Genomic DNA, 20,427 nt, shown 5'->3' with positions numbered 1-20,427 from the left:
TCTCTATCTTTGCATCACCAAACGACAACAGGACGAAAGTTCTAAAGTCAAGTAGGGAGATTGTCCGATGGTGTAACTGGCAACACGTCTGATTTTGGTTCAGAAGAGTCCAGGTTCGAGCCCTGGTCGGACAACTTTAAAAAGAACAACACTCACTGGGTGTTGTTCTTTTTTTGCTTATACGGCAGGTGTAAGTATTTAAAAATCAGAAATATTTGATGACTGCCATCAGGAATTTTGGTAGCTTTGCAGGCATAATCAACTAAACCCTAAACAACCGTTATTTAGTTTTAGCCCCGTTATGCCACACGTTAAAATCTTCTCTGGTTCAGCATCCCGTTACCTGGCTGAGAAAATAGCCGCCTCCTATGGCACTACCCTCGGCGACTTGACCATATCCCGCTTCAGCGACGGCGAGATAGGTGTACATTACAACGAGTCGGTTCGTGGCGCAGAGGTGTTTATCGTACTTTCTACTTTCCCGCCGGCTGACAACCTGATGGAGCTTATGCTGCTGGTGGATGCCGCCAAGCGTGCCTCGGCCCACAAGGTGATTGTAGTGGTGCCATACTATGGCTACGCCCGGCAGGATAGAAAAGACAAGCCACGTGTAGCCATAGGCTCTAAGGTAGTAGCCAATGCGATCCAGTCGGTAGGCGCAGACCGCCTGATGACCTGCGATTTGCACGCCGGCCAGATACAGGGATTCTTTGACATTCCGGTGGACCACCTGGATGGTTCTGCCATCTTTGTGCCTTACCTGCGCAGCCTGAACCTGGGAGAAGACCTGATCTTCGCATCGCCTGACGTAGGGGGTGTGGTAAGAACCAGGTCGTTTGCCAAGAACTTTGGCGCCGAAATGGTTGTTTGCGACAAACACCGCAAACGCGCCAACGAGATCGCCTCCATGCAGGTGATCGGTGACGTGGAAGGGATGGACGTGGTGCTGGTGGACGACATGGTGGACACAGCCGGCACCATTACCAAGGCAGCCGAGCTGCTGAAAGACAAAGGGGCGAAAACAGTACGTGCCATTGCCACGCACCCGGTGCTCTCAGGCCCTGCCTACGAGCGTATCGAGAAATCTGTGCTGGAAGAGCTGGTGGTGTCTGACACCATTCCGCTGAAGCAAGAGAGCTCGAAAATCAAGGTGCTGTCTTTCGCAGACCTGTTCGCCCGGGCGATCAACAACGTGGTCACACACGAGTCGATCAGCTCGCTGTTTATTTAGTTGTTCGTTACTTGTTACCCGTTGTTCGACTTCAGAATACGATCAACGATTAACTAACAACGCTTAACAAAACAAGGCTATACTTTTGTAGCAATATATTTTAACAAAACACTTTTATGAAAACGTTAGAGATTATAGGGTTTAAAAGAGCAAATCTCGGCAAGCAGCAGTCGAAAGAACTGCGTAATGAGTCTTACGTACCAGGCGTACTGTACGGCGGCCAGGAGCAAGTGCACTTCTATGCTCCAGCTATCCTGTTCCGCGACCTGATCTACACGCCGGAAGTACACGAGGTAGACCTGAACATTGAAGGTACGCACTACCGCGCCATCCTTCAGGATTCTCAGTTCCACCCGGTAAACGAAATGCTGCTGCACGTTGACTTCCTGGAACTGCAGGAAGACAAGCCAGTGAAAATTGACGTTCCAGTTAAGTTCGTTGGTGTTTCTCCAGGTGTATTGGCTGGTGGTAAGCTTGTAACCAAGCTGCGTTCTATCAAGATCAAGGCGCTTCCTGCTAACCTGCCAGACTACGTAGAGGTAAACATCTCTGACCTGGAACTTGGTAAGTCTATCAAGGTTTCTAAAATCCAGCCGGATAATTACGAGATCCTGACAAACCCAAGTGCTCCAATCGCTACAGTAACTATTCCGCGTGCCCTTAAGAGCGCGCAGGCTGAAGAAGCTCGTGGTGGTAAAAAGTAATTTTTTGAGCCACAGCTCAGAATATGCTCAAGAGTCCTGTCCTGCCGCGTGCAGGGCAGGATTTTTTGTTTCTGATTAAAGGTTAAACCGTTTAATTGTTAAATGGCTAAATTGCCACATTAATTGTGGTTGTCAGATGCTGACTGTTACACGTCGTCAGCTCCAAGTCCTTCCATCCAATTAGCCATAAACAATCAAAACCTTGAGCCAATCAACAATCCAAAGTATAAAAAAGTGGCTGAGCCTCTCCGCTGCCGGGGCCGCCGCTACCGAAGATACAAGTATGAAATACCTGATCGTGGGCCTTGGCAACATCGGCCCTGAATATGCAGACACCCGCCACAACATCGGCTTTATGGTGCTGGACTACCTGGCCAAAAAGCATGACGCCAGCTTCGACTCCGGGCGCCACGCCTTTGTTACCGAGATCAAATCCAAGGGGCGCACCTTTGTGCTGGTAAAGCCCACCACCTACATGAACCTGAGCGGGAAAGCCGTGGGCCACTGGCTAAACTCCCTAAAGCTGACGCCCGAGCAGATGATGGTCATCACCGACGACATCGCCATCCCTTTCGGGAAGCTCCGCATACGGGCTAAGGGCAGTGCCGGCGGGCACAACGGCCTGAAGCACATTGAGCAGACGCTGGGCCACAACAACTACCCGCGCCTGCGCTTTGGCGTGGGGGACAACTACCATAAAGGCAAGCAGGTGGATTACGTGCTGAGCAAGTTCGGCGAGGATGAGGAGGCAGAGCTGCAGACACTGATCGAAAAGGCCGCTGATTCTGTCATCGCTTTTGGCACCATCGGGCTGGAGCGCACCATGAACCAGTTTAACACCAAGTAACACCGTTGGTGAAAACCTAGTGAAAGCCCCTCCTGGTTTATACTTGTGAGGGGCTTTCACTTTTGGGTGGGCAGCAACAAAAAATTCGGTCCGAAAGCATACATTTGCCTTTTCGCCGCACTTCCGGCCACAGCTATGAAACGTGTCTTCCTGCTCTACCGCAATGCCTTTGGGGGCCTCTCCCGCCCTGCCTGGATGATGTCCTTGGTGATGCTGATTAACCGCAGCGGCGCCATGGTTACCCCCTTCCTGAGCGTGTACCTGACAGAGGTGCTGGGCTACACCTTACGGGAGACAGGCATTGTGCTGAGCATGTATGGGCTGGGCGCAGTATGCGGCGCATTCCTCGGCGGGTGGCTCACCGATAAGATCGGCCATTTTAAAGTTCAGTTCCTGAGCCTGACGGTGGGCGGTAGTTTATACTTCTTCCTGCTGACCCTTCGGCAGCTGGAAGCGATGATGGCCGGCGTGTTCATACTCAGCCTGGTGAACGACATGCTTCGCCCTGCCAACGCGTCCTCCATCGCCTCCTATGCCCGGCCTGAGAACGTTACGCGCGCCTTTTCCCTTAACCGCATGGCCATTAACCTGGGCTTCTCTATTGGTCCGGCGTTGGGAGGCTTGCTGGCGGCTCTTTCGTACCGTTGGCTGTTCATTGCCGATGGCTTTACCTGCATCATGGCGGGGCTTTTCTTCTTTTTCTACTTCCGCAACCAGCAAGGGCACACGCCGCCGCAAGCAAGTGCCTCCGCTGCCCCCATGCCCAAAACCCGCTCCCCTTACCGCGACCGCTACTATCTGCTGTTCGCTGTGCTTTGCAGCCTCTTTGCTATGATCTTTTTCCAGCTGCTCTCCACGCTGCCTCTGTACTACCGGCAGGTGTATGCCCTACCGGAGGGAAAGATTGGTTTACTGTTGGGGCTGAACGGGCTTATCGTGTTCCTGCTGGAGATGATCGTGGTATACCTGATCGGGGAGCGGGTGCGCAAGGCATGGCTGATCGCCACCGGCATACTGGTGCTGGGCTTCTCCTTCGTGCTGCTTAACCTGACACAGCACCTGAGCATCCTGTTTGTGGCCATGCTCCTGCTAAGTATAGCCGAGATTCTCGCCATGCCCTTTATGGCGACCATCACTGTGGAGCGGTCCGGCCCCGCCAACCGCGGCGCTTACATGGGGCTCTATACCATATCCTATGCCGCAGCGCATGTGGTGGCTCCTTACCTGGGCACCACCCTGGCTTCCAAGTATGGCTTTGACACCCTATGGTGGTTTGTGGGGGCACTGTCTGTGGTTACGGCCATAGGCGCCTTCTTTGTGGTGCAGCGCATCGAGCAGGAGCGAATAGCCAAGGAAACGATCGCCGCGTCAGAGGCGAAGGGGATGGCGGTAGGGTAAGCTGCCCGGACACAGGCACAGGAACGGTTCCCGCCGCCCATCAGGCCGTAACGTGTTGGGTAGAGTCCATCTTCGCCAACAGGCGCTGGTAGCGTGGGTCTTGCCGGAGCGCGGCAGGTACCCAATGCTCATGCTTAAGTGAGACAAGCAGTGGGTCATGGTCCCGGTACCCTTTCTCCAGATACTTGAAGGCCTCATCCAGATTGTCATCGTACCAGGATGCCGCAATCCCTATCACCGTACAAACAACGTACTCTTTTTTTGTCCTTGCCTTCAGGTCCTGGAGCTCTGCTTTGGCCCTGCTTTTATTGCCCATCTGGCAAAGTGCCATAATCAGGGCGCCATGCGCAAAGTTATGCCTGTTAGAGAGCTTCATTAGACGGTCAAATACAGCCACAGCCTCTTCGTATTGCTTCAGAAACAGGTAGGAGTACCCTTCGTACAGATGGCAAAGGAACGAGTTGGCGTCAAGCTCAAGCCCTGTTTTACATGCCTGCAGTGCCTCCTCAAACTTTCCGGCCGTGTGCAGGATCTGCGCATATATGCCAAAGCATATCGCACTGAGCGGTTCTAACTTGATGGCGATCCTGCCGTGCTCTTCGGCCTTGGCAAAATCGCCTTTCATCCAGGCCAGGTAATTCAGGCCATACCTTAGGTGGGTCTGGGCATAGTTGGGGTTTAGCTCCAAAGACCTCTGAAAGTGCCTCTCTGCCTCTGGCATGTTCCAGATGTAGCAGTAGTAGGAGCCAAGCGCGCAGTGGGTCTCACAAAGGGTCGGGTTTAGCCTTAAAGCTGTTTCGGCTGACTCTTTTGCCTTGTACATTACCTTATTTGGCGGCACCAAGCCGTACAGCCCCGCCAGCAGGTTTGCATCGGCATAGTCGGCATGAGCCAAGGCAAAGCCGGGGTCTAGCGCAATTGCCTGCTGCAGCAGCTTTATACCTTCTAAGATGTAGGTGCCCCGCCTGTTCAGGCAAAACCTGCCCTTCAGGTACAGTTCATACGCCTCGGTGTTCAGGGAAGAGTTGTTGCTTATCCTGTTCCTGCTCTTTTCCAGAAAGGTCACCTTCATTTTTTCGGTGATTGCCACGGCGATCTCGTCCTGTATGGCAAAAATGTCATCCATACTGCCATCGTACCGCTCAGACCACACATGAAAGCCGTCATCTACCTTGGTAAGCTGAACGGTGATCCTGAGGCGGTTCCCCTGCTTCCGCACGCTTCCCTCCAGCACAGTGCTCACACCGAGCTTCTCTCCCACTTCCCTCAGGTCTATGTTTCGCCTGTCAAATTTAAAGGAGGACGTACGGCCTGCCACTTTCAGGTCCTTCAGGTTAGACAATGAGTTGATGATTTCCTCGGCAACCCCCTCACTGAAGTAATCCTGCTCCGGATCGTTGCTTAAGTTAACCAGGGGCAACACGGCTATACTTTTGGCAGGAGTCCGCTTGGATGTTCTCAGAGCAGGCTTTTTCCTCTTCTCTTCCGTTTTACCGCGAAGCGAGTTAGCAGCAGGCTTTACCAGGTCCGGGTGATCAAGGGCAAACACCTCCACCTCACGCTCCACATTCTTAAACTGGTAAACACCTACCGAATAGGTTCTTAGCTGCGGGTGGTTAAGGAGCTCATCCCGAATTTTGTCTGAGATCAAGACACTGCCCGCCACGCCTAAAGACTCGATGCGGGAGGCGACGTTTACCCCATCACCGAACAACTGCTCGTCATCATCCATCACCACATCGCCCATATGGAGCCCGATCCTGACAGGAACCTGCGGCTCCTGCAGGAAAGCCAGCTGCATGGCCAGGGCACACTCCACTGCCTCCACCGCACTCTGGAATTTGCTTAACGTTCCGTCTCCGTAGTACTGCACAATACGGCCATTATGCTGCCGGTGCTCGTGCTGCAGCACATGGCGATGGCGGTTCTTAAGCGCCAATGCCTGCTGCTCACTCTGCTGCATAACAGCGGTGTACCCCTCAATATCCGTGAACATAATAGCAGCAAGTAGGCGACGTTGGCTCATAGTCTCTAATCTTAGTGGTATCCTGCCTTTCCCTTATAATTACGGCAACGGAAATAAAAGGAATAACGGCGCTCAGCACATCGTGTAACAAAACCTCTGAATTACAAATATTAATTATCAGAAGATAAAGTTTAATATTATCCGTATAAATAAGCAACAGCGGTCCTAAATAGCAACGGTTATGATCGAGGAAGACACTTTAGATAGGGCAAACCTGTTTGTTGGGCATCAGCTATTAGGAGACGGTGCGGGCCAAGCCGCAGGCGTTACGCTCCAACACACTAAGACATTGGTGGCCATAGCCGACGCTATCTGTAGGTTCTGCGATTTTAATGAGGCGGAGACCCGGCTGGTGCTATTGGCTGCATGGCTCCATGACGTATGCTGCACAGAGTCAGGAGAGCTGCTGGATGAACACAAGCGCCATCATGTTACCGGTTTTCTGGCGGACTGCGGCCTGAGCAAAGCAGAGATACTTAAACTGTACCACTGCATAGCCGCGACACGATACCCACAGGCTCCTCAGGATTTATTGGAGGAGGCGCTCTGCGATGCCGTTTCCAGCTTTCTGGCGGCAGACGACTATGTGGCGAAGGCGGAGCAGGAAGTATTGGGATCCAGCTCGAAGGTTAACCAGTACGACTGGATAGACCGGCACATAAGTCTGCTGAAGAAGCACTACTTTTTTACGAAATACGCCAAACGCGCCTTCTCCAGCGGAAAGGAAAATAACCTGAAGCTGCTAAAGAAGAAGCGGAAAGAGTTGGGCAAGGAAAATGCCGAGTTGGAGGAGCTTTGGGAGGAAAACAAGAGCCTGAAGAAAAGCCTGCGAAGGGAGAGGGAGCAGAAGGTGAGCAAGGGGATAGAGACAATGTTCAGAACTTCCATGCACAGCCATCTGCAGCTGAGCGTCATAGCCGATAGAAAGGCGAACATGATGATTTCTGTCAACGCCATTATCGCTTCCATCATGATCTCCTCTTTCTTCAACAGGTTTGAGAGTGTGCCCCATTTACTTCTCCCTGCCATCCTGCTGACGGTGGTGTGCCTGGTAACCGTTATCCTGGCCATACTTTCCACCCGGCCAAACATCAAGAACTCGGCTTCTCCGGACAATAAAATAGATTTCCTGTTCTTCGGCGACTATCTCCAGCTCGACCCTGATACGTACAGGGATGGCATCCGTAACATCATGCGCGACCACAACCTGCTCTACAACAGCATGGCCGACAACATCTATTTACAGGGCAAGGTCCTGTCCAAAAAGTATCATCTGCTGAAACTCTCTTATACTGTGTTTGCAATTGGCCTTGGGGTAGTGCTGGTCAGCTACCTTGCTGCGTGGTTGTTTCTAAACCAGGGCTAAACCATACGCGTTTTCCCGGCTTCAGGAGCTACAAAACATAAACCCTCACCTGCCTTATCGGCAAGTGAGGGTTCAGACTTGAAACCGGCTGTATTTTTAGCTTACGGTTCCGCCGTTCTTTATCGCTTTGCTCGGCTGCACAAAAGCAAGGGAGCCATCCGCATTCTCGGCCATCAGAATCATGCCCTGGCTGGTGATGCCTTTGATCTCGCGTGGGGCAAGGTTTACCAGGATGCTCACTTGCTGCCCGATGATCTCTTCCGGGGTAAAGAACTCGGCAATGCCGCTGACCACCGTGCGCTGGTCAATACCTGTATCGATCTTCAGCTTCAGAAGCTTTTTAGTCTTCGCCACTTTCTCTGCCTCCAGGATGGTTCCGATCCGGATGTCCATCTTCGTGAAGTCCTCGAAGGTGATGTCTTCTTTGGCGGGCTCCACCGTAGCGTTAGCGGCCTCGTTCGCCTTTTTTGTGTCCAGCAGCTTCTGCACCTGCGCGTCTACGGCGGCATCCTCTACTTTCTCGAACAGCAGTTCCGGCTTACCGATAACATGGCCTACCGGCAACAGCTCCGCTGATCCTGCGCTCTCCCAGGTTCCCGGGCTCATGCTCAGCATGCCGCGCAGCTTGGCGGCAGACGCTGGCAGGAACGGCTCCATCAGAATGGCCAGGCTACCGGAAATCTGCAGCGCAATGTTCATGATCGTTTTCACGCGCTCGGCGTCTGTCTTGATCAGCTTCCACGGCTCTGTGTCGGCCAGGTACTTGTTGCCCAGGCGCGCCAGGTTCATCAGCTCAGCCAGGGCATCGCGGAACTTGTACCGCTCGATATGCGCAGCGATCACCATCGGCATTCCCTGCAGGTCTTCCAGCACCACTTTATCATACTCCGTCAGCTCGCCACGGGCAGGCACGGCACCCTCGTAATACTTCTGCGTGAGCACCACGGCGCGGTTAATGAAGTTGCCCAGGATAGCCAGCAGCTCGTTGTTATTGCGGGCCTGATAGTCTTTCCAGGTAAAGTCGTTGTCCTTTGTCTCAGGGGCGTTGGCAGCCAACACATAGCGCAGCACGTCGCCCTTACCCGGGAATTCCTCCAGGTACTCGTGCAGCCACACCGCCCAGTTACGGGAGGTAGAGATCTTATCGCCCTCCAGGTTCAGGAACTCATTGGCCGGCACGTTATCCGGCAGGATATAATCGCCGTGCGCCTTGAGCATGCTCGGGAAAATGATGCAGTGGAACACGATGTTGTCCTTTCCGATGAAGTGCACCAGCTTCGTCTCCTCGTCTTTCCAGTACTTCTCCCAATCGTCTGTCAGCGCTTTGGTGGCCGAGATATAGCCGATCGGCGCATCGAACCATACGTACAGCACCTTGCCTTCGGCTCCCTCTACCGGCACCGGCACGCCCCAATCCAGGTCGCGGGTTACGGCGCGGGGCTGCAGCCCCTGGTCTATCCAGGATTTGCACTGGCCGTACACATTCGGCTTCCAATCGCCTTTGTGGCCCTCCACGATCCACTCGCGCAGCCAGGGCTCATACTCGTTCAGGGGCAGGTACCAGTGCTTGGTTTCGCGCATCACCGGCACAGCACCGCTCAGCGTACTTTTGGGGTTGATGAGGTCGGTGGCGTTCAGGGAGGTACCGCAGCTTTCGCACTGGTCGCCGTAGGCGTTCTCGTTTCCGCACTTAGGGCAGGTGCCCACAATGTAGCGGTCTGCCAGGAACTGCTGTGCCTTCTCGTCGTAGTACTGCTGCGTGGTCTGCTCGATGAACTTGCCGTCCTCGTACAGCTTCTTAAAGAAACCTCCGGCCGTCTCGGCGTGTATGGCAGAGGAGGTGCGGTCGTAAATGTCGAAGGAGATGTTAAAGTCAGCAAACGACTTTTTGATCAGCTCATGATACTTGTCCACGGCCTGCTGCGGCGTGATGCCTTCTTTCTTGGCGCGGATCGTGATCGGCACCCCGTGCTCGTCGGAGCCACAGATAAACTTCACATCACGGTTCTGCAGGCGCAGGTAACGCACATAAATATCAGCAGGCAAGTATACACCCGCCAGGTGGCCAATGTGCACGGGGCCATTGGCATACGGCAGCGCAGCCGTTACAGTATATCTTTTGGGGTTGTTTGTCATCTTATCTATTTAAAGAACAAATATACGAATAGGTTGCGGAATGAACCGCCACCGGCTGCCGATCTCACAAAATCATGAACAGCCCATGACTTTGCACTTGCTTTTCCGTAAGACAGAGCATCACCTAAAGTATACTTATATATGAGACATAATGATAGCCTGAAGTCGAGAAGAGACGATGGGGAGAATTTGGGCAAGAAGGACCATGAGAACAAGGTAACGAAAAAACCCGCCCCTCGCGAAGCGGACCGTGAGTCGCAGAATACGCCACCCGAAAACGAAGTATACATGGACCTGGAGCCGGACGAACTGCACCTGAGCGACGAGGAGCAGCCGGAGGAGGTGAGCGATAAAAAGAAGAAGAAAAAATAAGGCTCCGGCATTCCATAAAAGCGGCCCAAAGTATACCCACATACTTTGGGCCGCTTTTATGGCTTGTTGGCTGGTGGAAGCGGCTGCACTTCCCGCTGCATCGGCCAATACAGGAAATGCCTGGCCGAGTCGATGGGAGCCAGCGGGAGCAGCAGCGGGCGCAGCGTGGTTGGCGTCATGGCAGGGCTGTTGCTGTCGAACTGCTCGATGTTGCGCTTCCGGTTGATTTCGCTGGCCTGGTTATCCATACGCTCTAATAAGGTAGCATTGGGGTTTTGCCGGAGCGTTACCCGCTCGTTGGCCGGCACGGGGGGCGGCAAGCGCTCCTGTCCCTCGCTCAGGGAGGTGCAACCGGCCAAACCCGCCCACAGCAGGCTCATGCTGTATCTGTATAATGTGTGTATATGCATTGGTTCTGGGGCTATGGTTGTACGTTGCCCGCTAATACAGGCTTCTACTTTCTGTATACGCACCGAAACAGAATCCGCAGGGCCACCCCCGAAAGATAGCCTAAACGAAAAGGAGCCACAGCCGAAGGATCTTATCTTCTTTGGCTGTGGTTCCCTGGCATGCCGGTCCTTTCGGACTGTTCGTTACCTCGGCTGTTACCCAGGCCTTGGTTTATTCGCTCTCATCGCCCCACACCCGCGAGTGGCCGACCTGCGTCAGCATCAGCCCATCGGGGGCGGGGTTTACATAGCCCTCCTTGGTCAGGTGATGTTCGGCCTCCTTTTGCACATCCTTGTAGTGAGGGTAACGCTCCTGCAGGAACGGGTACAGCTGCTGGTAAGTCAGCACATTTCCTTCCTGAATGTCGAATTGCTTGAAGGCCTCAATAATGCACTGTGCGGTGTTTTCTATATTTTCAGCTTCGGAATGTAGTTCTGCCATAGTATGACTCGGTTTGGTTTAGAACTTAAAGTACGGCGGAGGGTGGTGGTTCGTTATTCGCTTTCCGTTGCAGCCTTTCAATAATAGAAACACGACCTGTGGGGGCTGGCTTTCTGCAACAAAGTCGCCCTCCTGTAAAGTATAAACCAACAATTAGATCTTACTGCTGCTCCTTAAAGCTAAGGGCGGCCGAGTTAAGACAGTAGCGCAAGCCGGTGGGCTTAGGCCCGTCCGGGAACACGTGCCCGATATGGGAACCGCAGCGGGCACACTCCACCTCTGTCCGCACCTCCCCCGGAAACGACCTGTCCTCGACCTCCTTTACCTGTTTTTTAGCGATGGGGGCGTAAAAGCTGGGCCAGCCTGTGCCGGACTCAAATTTGGTTTTAGAGCTGAACATGGGGTTGCCGCAGGCGGCACAGGCGTAGATGCCTTTCTTTTTGTTGCTGTTATACTTGTTCTTGAAGGGCGGCTCCGTGCCTTCCTGCCGCAGCACGTAATACTGTTCCGGGGTTAGCTGCTTTCGCCACTGTGCCTCTGTTTTCACTACCGTGTCCTGCAGCGTCTTGCTGTTTAAGGCCTGCACTACCTCCTCTTCCAGCGGCTCGTCGCCGGCAGCTGCCGTGGTGGCCGTAAACTCCGCCGACGCCTCCTGCTGGGTGCAGGCCATAAAGCCCACCAGCACGATCATCAAAAAAATCTCTAACTTCTTCATACCTTATACTTACGGTGTGGATGCCTGCCTGGCCTTACCACTTTAAAATTTACTAACTACCTAGGAAACAATACACAACAATTTAATGTTTGCCTCATAACCTGTGCCAAAAACTGCCGCAGCGTAAATTAATACTATCATAACCTGTTTATTTCGAGCGAACTAGTGAAAGTCTGAAGCCTTTTTAGTACTTTTGCGGCTCGAAAAATCTATTCAATGCAAAATATTCGAAATATTGCGATCATCGCACACGTAGACCACGGCAAGACCACGCTCGTGGACAAGATCATCCACGCCTCTAAGCTGTTTGCTGAGCACCAGCAGTTCGACGACCTTATTCTGGACAACAACGACCTGGAGCGCGAGCGTGGCATCACGATCGTTTCTAAGAACGTGTCGGTTCGCTACAAAGACGTAAAGATCAACATCATCGACACCCCTGGCCACGCCGACTTCGGCGGTGAGGTAGAGCGCGTGCTGAAGATGGCCGACGGTGTGCTCCTGCTGGTGGATGCCTTCGAGGGCGCCATGCCACAGACCCGTTTCGTACTGGGTAAAGCCATCCAGCTTGGCCTGAAGCCAATCGTGGTGGTAAACAAAGTAGACAAGGAAAACTGCCGTCCGGACGAGGTGCACGAGCAGGTGTTTGACCTGATGTTTAACCTGGACGCGACAGAAGACCAGCTGGACTTCACCACGCTGTACGGTTCTTCCAAGCAGGGCTGGATGAGCACTGACTGGACGCAGCCAACTGACAACATCACGCCTTTATTGGATGCTATCATTGATGTGATCCCTGCCGCTCCGTTCCGTGAAGGCTCTCCACAGATGCAGATCACGTCGCTTGACTACTCTTCTTTCGTAGGTCGTATCGCGATCGGTCGCGTTCACCGTGGAACATTGAAAGAAGGTATGCCTATCAGCTTGATGAAAGCAGACGGTTCTATCAAGAAAGGTCGTATCAAAGAATTGCAGGTATTTGAAGGCCTTGGCAAGAAAACAGTTCAGGAAGTATCAGCCGGCGAGATTTGCGCTGTAACAGGTATCGAAGGCTTTGACATTGGCGATACCATTGCTGATGCGGAGAACCCTGAGGCACTGACTCGTATCTCTATCGATGAGCCAACGATGAACATGTTGTTTACGATCAACAACTCTCCTTTCTTCGGTAAAGAGGGTAAGTTCGTAACATCGCGTCACCTGCGCGATCGTCTGTTCAAAGAGACTGAGAAAAACCTGGCCCTGCGCGTACAGGAGACCGACCGTGAAGATACTTTCCTGGTATTTGGTCGTGGTATCCTGCACTTGTCTGTACTTATCGAAACGATGCGCCGTGAGGGCTACGAGCTTCAGGTAGGTCAGCCACAGGTAATCTATAAAGAAGTTGACGGCCAGCGCCACGAGCCAATCGAGCACCTGGTGGTGGACGTTCCGGAAGAAACAGCCGGTAAGGTAATCGAGCTGGTAACGCAGCGTAAAGGTGAACTGACGATCATGGAGCCTAAGGGAGACCTGCAGCACCTGGAGTTCAACATTCCGGCGCGTGGCCTGATCGGCCTGCGTAACAACGTTTTGACTGCAACAGCTGGCGAGGCCATTATGAACCACCGTTTCCAGAGCTACGAGCCGTACAAAGGCGCTATCCCTGGACGTAACAACGGTTCTATCATCTCTATGGAGACAGGCCCTGGAACTGCTTACTCTATCGATAAACTGCAGGACAGAGGTGTATTCTTCGTTGATCCGGGTGTAGATGTGTACATGGGTCAGGTAATTGGTGAGCACAACCGCCAGAACGATATCACGGTGAACATCCAGAAAGGTAAGAAGCTGACGAACATGCGTGCTTCCGGCTCTGATGATAACACCAAGATCGCTCCGGCTAAAAACTTCTCGCTGGAGGAGGCCATGGAATACATCCAGAAGGATGAGTACCTGGAGGTAACGCCAAAGAGCCTGCGTATGCGCAAGATCTACTTAGACGAGAACGAGCGTAACCGCATGCGTAATAAAGAAGAAGTAGCGTAAGTATAACGCGCTATAGACTATAAAAGGCCTGCCGCTGAAAAGTGGCAGGCCTTTTTGCTTTGGGGCCGTGCCGGAAGGCTAAGAAATACTTACCACGGCATCAGTTGCTGGTATAAAGCCGCTGTTACCCGGGCAGTACAGCAAGGCTGCCCACAAAGAAGTACATGTTCTCTTTGCCCATAGGCCAGGGTATACCCCCAACCTCGCGCGGCGCGCAGCAAGTATGGTTGAGGCCATATTCTCCCTGGTGCTGCCCATTGCCGAGCTTATTGGCTGCCCCACGGCAACATTGAGGAATCGTAAAGGGTAAGCTAATTAAAACGAACCATGTACAATATGAACAAACGCAAGCTAGGAAACACAGCATTATATACAGCCCCTATCGTGGTAGGCGGCAATGTCTTTGGCTGGACACTGGATGAGAAAGAGTCTTTTGGGATACTGGATGAAGTATACGAGGCCGGTTTCGATACCCTGGACACAGCCGATGTATACTCCCGCTGGGGCGAAGGCAACCAGGGTGGTGAGTCAGAAACGATCATCGGCAAGTGGATGAAAGAGCGCGGCAACCGCGACAGGGTTACAGTCATCACCAAAGTTGGCTCCGATATGGGCCAAGGCCATAAAGACATCTCTGAAAAACACATCCTTAAGGCGGCAGAGGACTCCCTAAGGAGGTTACAGGTGGACCAGATCGATTTATACCTAACGCACTGGGATGATGACAAGACACCCGTTGAAGAAACATTGGGTGCCTACCAGAAGCTGATAGAGGCTGGCAAGGTGCGCTTTATAGGCGCCTCTAACCTTTCGCCGGAGCGCTTGCGTGCCTCACTGGAGGCCAGCAAGCAGCAGGGGCTGCCACGCTATGAGGTGTTTCAGCCAGGGTATAACCTCTACGACCGTGAGGAGTATGAGGCGGGAATCGCCCCTATTTGCCAAAAGGAAGGCTTGGGAGTGATAACCTACTACTCCCTGGCCAGCGGCTTCCTGAGCGGAAAGTACCGCAGCGAGGACGACCTGAGCAAGAGCGTTCGGGGCGGCGGCGTGAAGAAGTACCTCGACGAACGGGGCAAGCGCATACTTGCCGCACTGGATGAGCTGGCAGAAAAACACGGCGTGTCGCAGGCCGGCATTGCCCTGGCCTGGCTGGTGAACAACCCGTTGGTAACGGCCCCTATCGCCAGCGCCACCAAACGGAAGCACGTGCAGGCGTTTAAAGAGGCCGTGCAGATAACCCTGGGCCAGGAGGACATGCAGCAGCTGGAGAAGGCCTCGGACTACACGCAGAAAGTATAGCACTTCGACGACCTTTATGCCGCTGTGGACAAGGAACTTCAAAACAACCACCCTTCTTCGGTATACCGCAGCAGGTGAGACTGCCGCAATACGGGCACTTGAAGAAGTATGACGAGTGGCTGCACATGAATGTGTGGCGCATCCTGATAGAAAAATCGATTGGCACGTAAAGCCCGGCCCTTTCGGCCAAAAATAAAACCGGCACCAGCCAGGAGCTAACGAGTTTGGCGGCCTTGGACTGGTGCCGGTTTTTATACTTCCCTGCAGCTGCCTTCGTAGCAGTACAATCCTGCTTCTCTACGCCGGCACCAGGTGTGCTTCCACCCTTTCCTTCCAGCCATTTGCTAAGCTCTCTTAAGTAGAGCAGCTTAAACCAATCCAAAATTTTACAAGAATAATAACATAATGTAATTTTATGTTTTTAAAATCATACTACTATGAAAAAAACAGTATTTGTTCCTGCCTGCGCTCTTCTGCTGGCTCTGTTTGTTCTGCCTGCCCATGCCCAATTCGATATCGGCAACAAGATCAAAAATAAGCTGAACCAGAAGGTAGATCAGAAGATCGACAAAACGATTGATGAATCGCTGGACGGAAAGAATAAAAAAGCGACTGCTACTGCTGCAGAAGAGGCTGGTGAAGGAGAAAGCGGTGCCGCTGTGGGCTCTCCCAAAGAGGGCCGGGTAAAGGCCTGGACGAAGTATGATTTTGTGCCGGGCGATAAAATGATGTTCTCCGATAACCTGGCTGGCGAGGAAGTGGGCGAGTTCCCGTCGCGCTGGGACCTGAACAAGGGCAATGCTGAGGTAGCCGTACTGGGCGATGAAAAGGTCATCAACCTGGTGCAGTCGGGCACCAGCATTCACCCGCTGATGAAGGGAGAACAGTGGCTGCCGGAAACCTTTACCATAGAAATGGATGTGTTCTTCGACAGCGATAACCCGAACGTGGCCTATTACATATTTCTGGTGGATGACATGAAAAGCTATAAGACAGAGATAAACGGCGATTTCTGGGACCCTATTGATGTAAGGGCAACCCAAGTAAAGCATAAAACCTTTGGCTCAGAGTCGGAGGAGCTGGCGGCTAAGGAAGTGAAGAACCAGTGGCGGCACGTGGCTATCTCGTTTAACAAGCGCAGCATGAAAGTATACCTGGACGAGCACCGCCTGATCAACATACCCAACGTAAACGGCAAACCCACCGGCCTGCGCATTGAGGTGGACAAGCGGGTGGACGCCAACACCATGGTGAAAAACGTGATGATTGCCCAGGGGGGCAAAAAGCTCTACGACCAGGTAATGGCAGACGGCAAGATCGTGACCTACGGCATCAAGTTCGACGTGAACCAGGCAACCATTCGACCCGAGTCAGTGGGCACGCTGGCAAGTATAGTTAAGCTGATGCAGGAGGAGCCCTCGCTTAAGTTTACCGTGGAGGGCCATACCGACAGCGACGGTGATGAGAGCGCCAACGTGAAGCTGAGCCAGCAGCGTGCCGAAGCAGTGAGGACATACCTGGTAGAGCAAGGTATAGCCGAAGAAAGGTTGGCCGCCAAGGGCATGGGCGAATCCAAGCCTATTGACAAGAACAGCACCCCGGAGGCCAAATCGAATAACCGCCGCGTTGAATTTGTGAAACTATAATCACGCCGGCAGTTCCTGGCCAGGATCTGCCATCCTCTTAATCTATACATCTGTAACACTGCCTGCTACATCCCGTGGCAGGCAGTGCCGCTTTTACCCGTTGCCATTAACGTTGTCACCTTATTTAGATTAAATTTAAATAGCTCTTGCCTGCTATAGAATTACCTTATACTTTTGCCTTATCTATAATCAGTCTAAATAAAAAATATACATACATGCAAAAGTATTTACTCCTGATCCTGTGTCTTTTTGCCTTGGCTGCTGGGCAGGCACAAAGTCAAAACGCCAGCATCAGCGGCAAGGTAACCTCTCCGAACGGCAAGGCGCTGGAGCTGTTGACAGTAGCCCTGGAGGGGACAGTGCTTGGCACGAACACCAATGCGGCAGGTGAGTTTACGATTAGCAATGTTAACCCGGGCAGCTATACCTTGCGTGTGGGCGGGGTGGGCTACAGGGCCGTGCGTCAGCCTGTAACTCTACGTGCCGGCGATAACCTGAACCTGAGCTTCACGGTAGAGCCCAGCACCAGCTCCCTGGATGAGGTGGTAGTTTCGGCCAGCCGCTCCGTAGAGACCCTAGATGAGACCCCAGCCTCTGTGTATGTGCTGGACTCACGCACGCTGCAGCTGCAGTCGCAGATCAGCACCGACCTCTCCAATGTACTGGCTAACACCGTACCTGGCTTGGCATTTAACAGCAATACCACCAGCAACGTGGGCCAGACCCTGCGCGGTCGTAATGCCCTTATTATGGTAGACGGTATCCCGCAGTCGACCCCGCTGCGAAACGGCAGCCGCGATGTGCGCACCATTGACCCAAGTGCCATTGAGCGTGTAGAGATTGTGAAAGGAGCCACGGCCGTTTACGGTAACGGCGCCGACGGCGGTCTGATCAACTACATCACCAAGCAGCCGAATACCAGCAAATCTTTCAGCGCCTCCACTTCCTTGATGGGTACAGGCAACCTTTTCCATTCCGATGAAACCTTCGGTGGCCGCATTTCACAGCAGTTTACCGGCAAAATAGAGAACTTTGATTACGTAGCCAGCGGCACTTACGAGAAAACAGGTGTGCTCCGCGATGGCGACGGCGAGGTCATTTCGCCGGTGTATGGCCTGGGCGAGACGAAGATGTACAACGGTTTTGCCAAGGCAGGCTATAACTTCAGCTCCGATCACCGCGTGGAAGGTATGTACAACTACTTTGGTAGCCGCCAGAACTCAGACTACGTGATACAGGAAGGCGTCTACGGCGTAACCCCTTCTATCGGCGTGAGGGGCGAGGTACAGGGCGAGCCGGAGGGCACCAAGTATAACCACAACGCCCAGTTGCGCTACATCGGCAAGAACCTGTTCCTGAACACCAGCATGGAGCTGAGTGCTTACCTGCAGAGCTTCTACACCGTTTACGGCTACACCCCCTACTTCGAGGGCGGCGGGCAGTCTACAATCAAATCTGCTAAGACAGGGGTGCGCCTGAACCTGAACACGCCTTTCAGAATCAGCGACAAGGTGGAAGGTAACATGGTGTACGGTGCCGATTTCCTGAACGATGAGACCTCGCAGCCACTGGTGGACGGCCGCACCTGGGTGCCGGAGATGGACCTGAAGAACATGGCTCCTTACGTACAGCTGCAGCTCAACATTCTGCAGGACCTGAACTTCAAGGCCGGCTACCGCTTCGATAATGTGTCTATCAACGTGGATGATTTCCAGCAGCTGGTACTGGCCAGTGGCGCCGGCGGCGACTACGTGCAGGGTGGCAAGCTGAAGTTTAACGCCAGCACCTTTAACGCCGGGCTGCGCTACTCCGCGCTGGAGTACTTCAAGCCTTTCGTGAGTTACTCCCAGGGCTTCTCTATGATTGATGTGGGCCGCTATGTGCGCAGCGCCAAAGAGGATTTCCTGACGCAGATGGACCTGGAGCCGGTGATCGTGAACAACTATGAGGTAGGTTTCCACAGCCAGGTTGGTATTGCCTCTTTCAGCGGTGCCTACTTTGTGAGCACCTCCAAGCTGGGCGCCAACCTTATTGCCAACGAAGCCGGCGTATACGAGATTGAGCGTGCCCCGGAGCGCGTGGAAGGATTCGAAGCGCTGGTAGACCTGTTTATCTCCGAGAAAATCACGCTGGGGGCCAATGCCTCTTACAGCGAGGGCAAGGCTGACATCAACAACAACGATGATTACTACGACAGCGAAGACAAGTACCTGACCAGCCTGCGCATCCCTCCCTTTAAGTTTACCTCTTACCTTAACCTGAAGCCAGTGAGCAACCTTAGCGTGAACCTGCAGTGGATCTACTCCGGCGAGCGCGACCGCTTCGAGCCAAACGCCAAAGGAGGCTATACTTCTGGCCAGGGCCCGGTGAAGGCATTCGATGTGTTTAACCTGGCAGCCTCTTACCAGGCCACCGAGAAGCTTAGCCTGAACCTGGGCGTGGAGAACCTGCTGGATAAGGCTTACTACCTGCCACAGGCTTACTGGTACGGCCGCAACGACAATTTTACAAGAGCCAACGGGGCCAGATTCCAGCTTGGTGCAGCCTATAAGTGGTAAGACCTTGAAGAAACGCGTAAAACAAACCTTTTCCATTCACCATTGGTGCGGGCTGATAGCCGGGATGTTCATCCTGGTTATCAGCCTTTCTGGCGTTATACTTGTCTTTGATGATGACATCGACGCGGCCGCGTACGCCAGCCACTCACAACTGGAAACACCTGCCAACGCATTGCACATCGATAAATCGATTGGCTGGGTAAGGGCAGAGAACCCGGGCTGGGACATCAGGGTGCCTGCTCTACCGGCCACGGCAGATGAGGCGCTCCTGTACGAGCTGCGGCAGGGGCAGCTGCGCAGGTGGCTGTTCGTGCACCCTGAGACGGGCGAAAAGCTTTCTACCGTGGGGCAGGCGCACAACCGCTTTTCCTACGTGGTGCTCAACATCCACTATAACCTGCTGTCGGGCACGCCTGGTAAGATAGTGGTGCTGCTGGTAGGGGTGGCGCTGCTACTGCTCACCATCACGGGCTTTATACTTTACCGTCGGTCTATAGTTAAGGTGCTCACCTTCCGGCAGAAGATCAGTCTTAACAGCCGCCGCAGCATGTTCTCCGGCCTGCACCGCGTTATAGGCGTGTGGGCGCTGGCCTTTAACCTGCTCATGTGCGTCACAGGGCTATCTTTGGCGATTACCGTGGTAAACACTGCCCTTAAAGGGGGGACAAAAGAGGTTTCTGTGCCAGAGATCACCACCTCTGTAGATGCCGCCATGGCGGAGGCACGCGCCACTTACCCTGAGTTCGACATCACCTACCTCCGCTTCCCGGTTAGCGAGGAGGGAAAGATTCAGCTGCTCGGCCGCCTGCACTCCGACCCTGCTTATTACGGCAAGTTCTACAGCAAACTGCAGGCAGACTACACCACCGGCGAGCTGGGTGCGCCCTACTTTGTCCGCGACCAGCCCTGGCTCGACCGCTTCCTCACCTCGCTGCACCCCATACACTTTGGCGACTTTGCCGGCCTCTTTGTGCAGCTGCTTTATGCTTTCTTCGGGTTGATGCCGGGTGTCCTGTCCATCTCGGGATTCGTGATCTGGTACTACCGCCAGCAGCCGCAGCAGGAATCCAAGCAGGTAAGAAAGAAGGCGATGAAGGTGATGCGGTAGATAATTGCCCCATGTTGATTGCCCCCTCTGAGCAGGGGAGTTCAGATAAACCAACAGCATATAAAAAGCCGGCGCCGCAAGCATAAACCTGCGGCGCCGGCT

The 20,427-nt window shown here is 53.4% G+C and carries 16 protein-coding genes and 1 tRNA gene; 12 read left to right on the top strand and 5 right to left on the bottom strand.

Annotated features, from left to right (window positions below; all coding sequences use genetic code 11):
• Nucleotides 1-61 precede the first annotated feature (61 nt).
• The 5 genes from PXG97_RS12690 (at nucleotide 62) to PXG97_RS12670 (ending at nucleotide 4,180) form a co-directional block, all read left to right on the top strand.
• Nucleotides 62-134: transfer RNA gene (locus tag PXG97_RS12690), tRNA-Gln, on the top strand.
• Nucleotides 135-301: 167 nt separating this feature from the next.
• On the top strand, nucleotides 302-1,231 hold the full coding sequence (locus tag PXG97_RS12685) for a ribose-phosphate pyrophosphokinase (RefSeq protein ID WP_276498121.1): 930 nt from the start codon (nucleotides 302-304) through the stop codon (nucleotides 1,229-1,231).
• A 116-nt stretch (nucleotides 1,232-1,347) separates the two neighbouring features.
• Nucleotides 1,348-1,935 (top strand): 50S ribosomal protein L25/general stress protein Ctc, encoded by a 588-nt coding sequence (locus PXG97_RS12680; protein WP_276498120.1) that lies wholly within the window; start codon nucleotides 1,348-1,350, stop codon nucleotides 1,933-1,935.
• Nucleotides 1,936-2,218: 283 nt separating this feature from the next.
• Nucleotides 2,219-2,782, top strand: coding sequence for an aminoacyl-tRNA hydrolase (gene pth / locus PXG97_RS12675; RefSeq protein ID WP_276498271.1), 564 nt, complete (start codon nucleotides 2,219-2,221; stop codon nucleotides 2,780-2,782).
• A gap of 135 nt (nucleotides 2,783-2,917) precedes the next feature.
• Nucleotides 2,918-4,180 (top strand): MFS transporter, encoded by a 1,263-nt coding sequence (locus PXG97_RS12670; RefSeq protein WP_276498119.1) that lies wholly within the window; start codon nucleotides 2,918-2,920, stop codon nucleotides 4,178-4,180.
• Nucleotides 4,181-4,220: 40 nt separating this feature from the next.
• Here PXG97_RS12670 and PXG97_RS12665 read toward each other — a convergent pair whose 3' ends face one another.
• Entirely contained in the window at nucleotides 4,221-6,206 is a 1,986-nt protein-coding gene (locus tag PXG97_RS12665) for an adenylate/guanylate cyclase domain-containing protein (RefSeq protein ID WP_276498118.1), read from the bottom strand.
• Nucleotides 6,207-6,387: 181 nt separating this feature from the next.
• Here PXG97_RS12665 and PXG97_RS12660 point away from each other — a divergent pair, with 181 nt between their 5' ends.
• Nucleotides 6,388-7,572: a Pycsar system effector family protein gene (locus tag PXG97_RS12660; protein ID WP_276498117.1), complete on the top strand. Its 1,185-nt coding sequence runs from the start codon at nucleotides 6,388-6,390 to the stop codon at nucleotides 7,570-7,572.
• Between the two features lie 96 nt (nucleotides 7,573-7,668).
• Here PXG97_RS12660 and metG read toward each other — a convergent pair whose 3' ends face one another.
• Nucleotides 7,669-9,708, bottom strand: a complete 2,040-nt coding sequence (gene metG, locus PXG97_RS12655; RefSeq protein ID WP_276498116.1) for a methionine--tRNA ligase — start codon at nucleotides 9,706-9,708, stop codon at nucleotides 7,669-7,671.
• A 141-nt stretch (nucleotides 9,709-9,849) separates the two neighbouring features.
• Between metG and PXG97_RS12650 the strand changes: the two genes are divergently transcribed.
• Entirely contained in the window at nucleotides 9,850-10,080 is a 231-nt protein-coding gene (locus PXG97_RS12650; RefSeq protein ID WP_276498115.1) for a hypothetical protein, read from the top strand.
• Nucleotides 10,081-10,136: 56 nt separating this feature from the next.
• On the opposite strand, the gene PXG97_RS12645 is transcribed toward PXG97_RS12650, so the two are convergent.
• From PXG97_RS12645 to msrB, 3 genes are all read right to left on the bottom strand, one after another.
• On the bottom strand, nucleotides 10,137-10,460 hold the full coding sequence (locus PXG97_RS12645; protein WP_276498114.1) for a hypothetical protein: 324 nt from the start codon (nucleotides 10,458-10,460) through the stop codon (nucleotides 10,137-10,139).
• Nucleotides 10,461-10,701: 241 nt separating this feature from the next.
• Nucleotides 10,702-10,971, bottom strand: a complete 270-nt coding sequence (locus tag PXG97_RS12640) for a hypothetical protein (protein ID WP_276498113.1) — start codon at nucleotides 10,969-10,971, stop codon at nucleotides 10,702-10,704.
• A gap of 160 nt (nucleotides 10,972-11,131) precedes the next feature.
• Nucleotides 11,132-11,686, bottom strand: coding sequence for a peptide-methionine (R)-S-oxide reductase MsrB (msrB, locus tag PXG97_RS12635; RefSeq protein WP_276498112.1), 555 nt, complete (start codon nucleotides 11,684-11,686; stop codon nucleotides 11,132-11,134).
• Between the two features lie 216 nt (nucleotides 11,687-11,902).
• Between msrB and typA the strand changes: the two genes are divergently transcribed.
• The 5 genes from typA (at nucleotide 11,903) to PXG97_RS12610 (ending at nucleotide 20,325) form a co-directional block, all read left to right on the top strand.
• Complete coding sequence (gene typA, locus PXG97_RS12630; protein ID WP_276498111.1) at nucleotides 11,903-13,714, top strand: translational GTPase TypA; 1,812 nt, start codon at nucleotides 11,903-11,905, stop codon at nucleotides 13,712-13,714.
• Nucleotides 13,715-14,050: 336 nt separating this feature from the next.
• Entirely contained in the window at nucleotides 14,051-15,013 is a 963-nt protein-coding gene (locus PXG97_RS12625; RefSeq protein ID WP_276498110.1) for an aldo/keto reductase, read from the top strand.
• A 437-nt stretch (nucleotides 15,014-15,450) separates the two neighbouring features.
• Complete coding sequence (locus tag PXG97_RS12620; RefSeq protein WP_276498109.1) at nucleotides 15,451-16,659, top strand: OmpA family protein; 1,209 nt, start codon at nucleotides 15,451-15,453, stop codon at nucleotides 16,657-16,659.
• A gap of 215 nt (nucleotides 16,660-16,874) precedes the next feature.
• A complete protein-coding gene (locus PXG97_RS12615; RefSeq protein WP_276498108.1) occupies nucleotides 16,875-19,217 on the top strand; it encodes a TonB-dependent receptor in 2,343 nt (780 codons plus the stop codon).
• 4 nt (nucleotides 19,218-19,221) lie between these two features.
• Nucleotides 19,222-20,325: a PepSY-associated TM helix domain-containing protein gene (locus tag PXG97_RS12610; RefSeq protein WP_276498107.1), complete on the top strand. Its 1,104-nt coding sequence runs from the start codon at nucleotides 19,222-19,224 to the stop codon at nucleotides 20,323-20,325.
• The last annotated feature ends 102 nt before the right edge of the window (nucleotides 20,326-20,427 follow it).

The sequence above is a fragment of the Pontibacter litorisediminis genome (assembly GCF_029360645.1).
Classification (GTDB): Bacteria; Bacteroidota; Bacteroidia; order Cytophagales; family Hymenobacteraceae; genus Pontibacter; species Pontibacter litorisediminis.
Note: the sequence above shows the minus strand (reverse complement) of the source record. Positions and strands in the feature narration are given on the sequence as shown.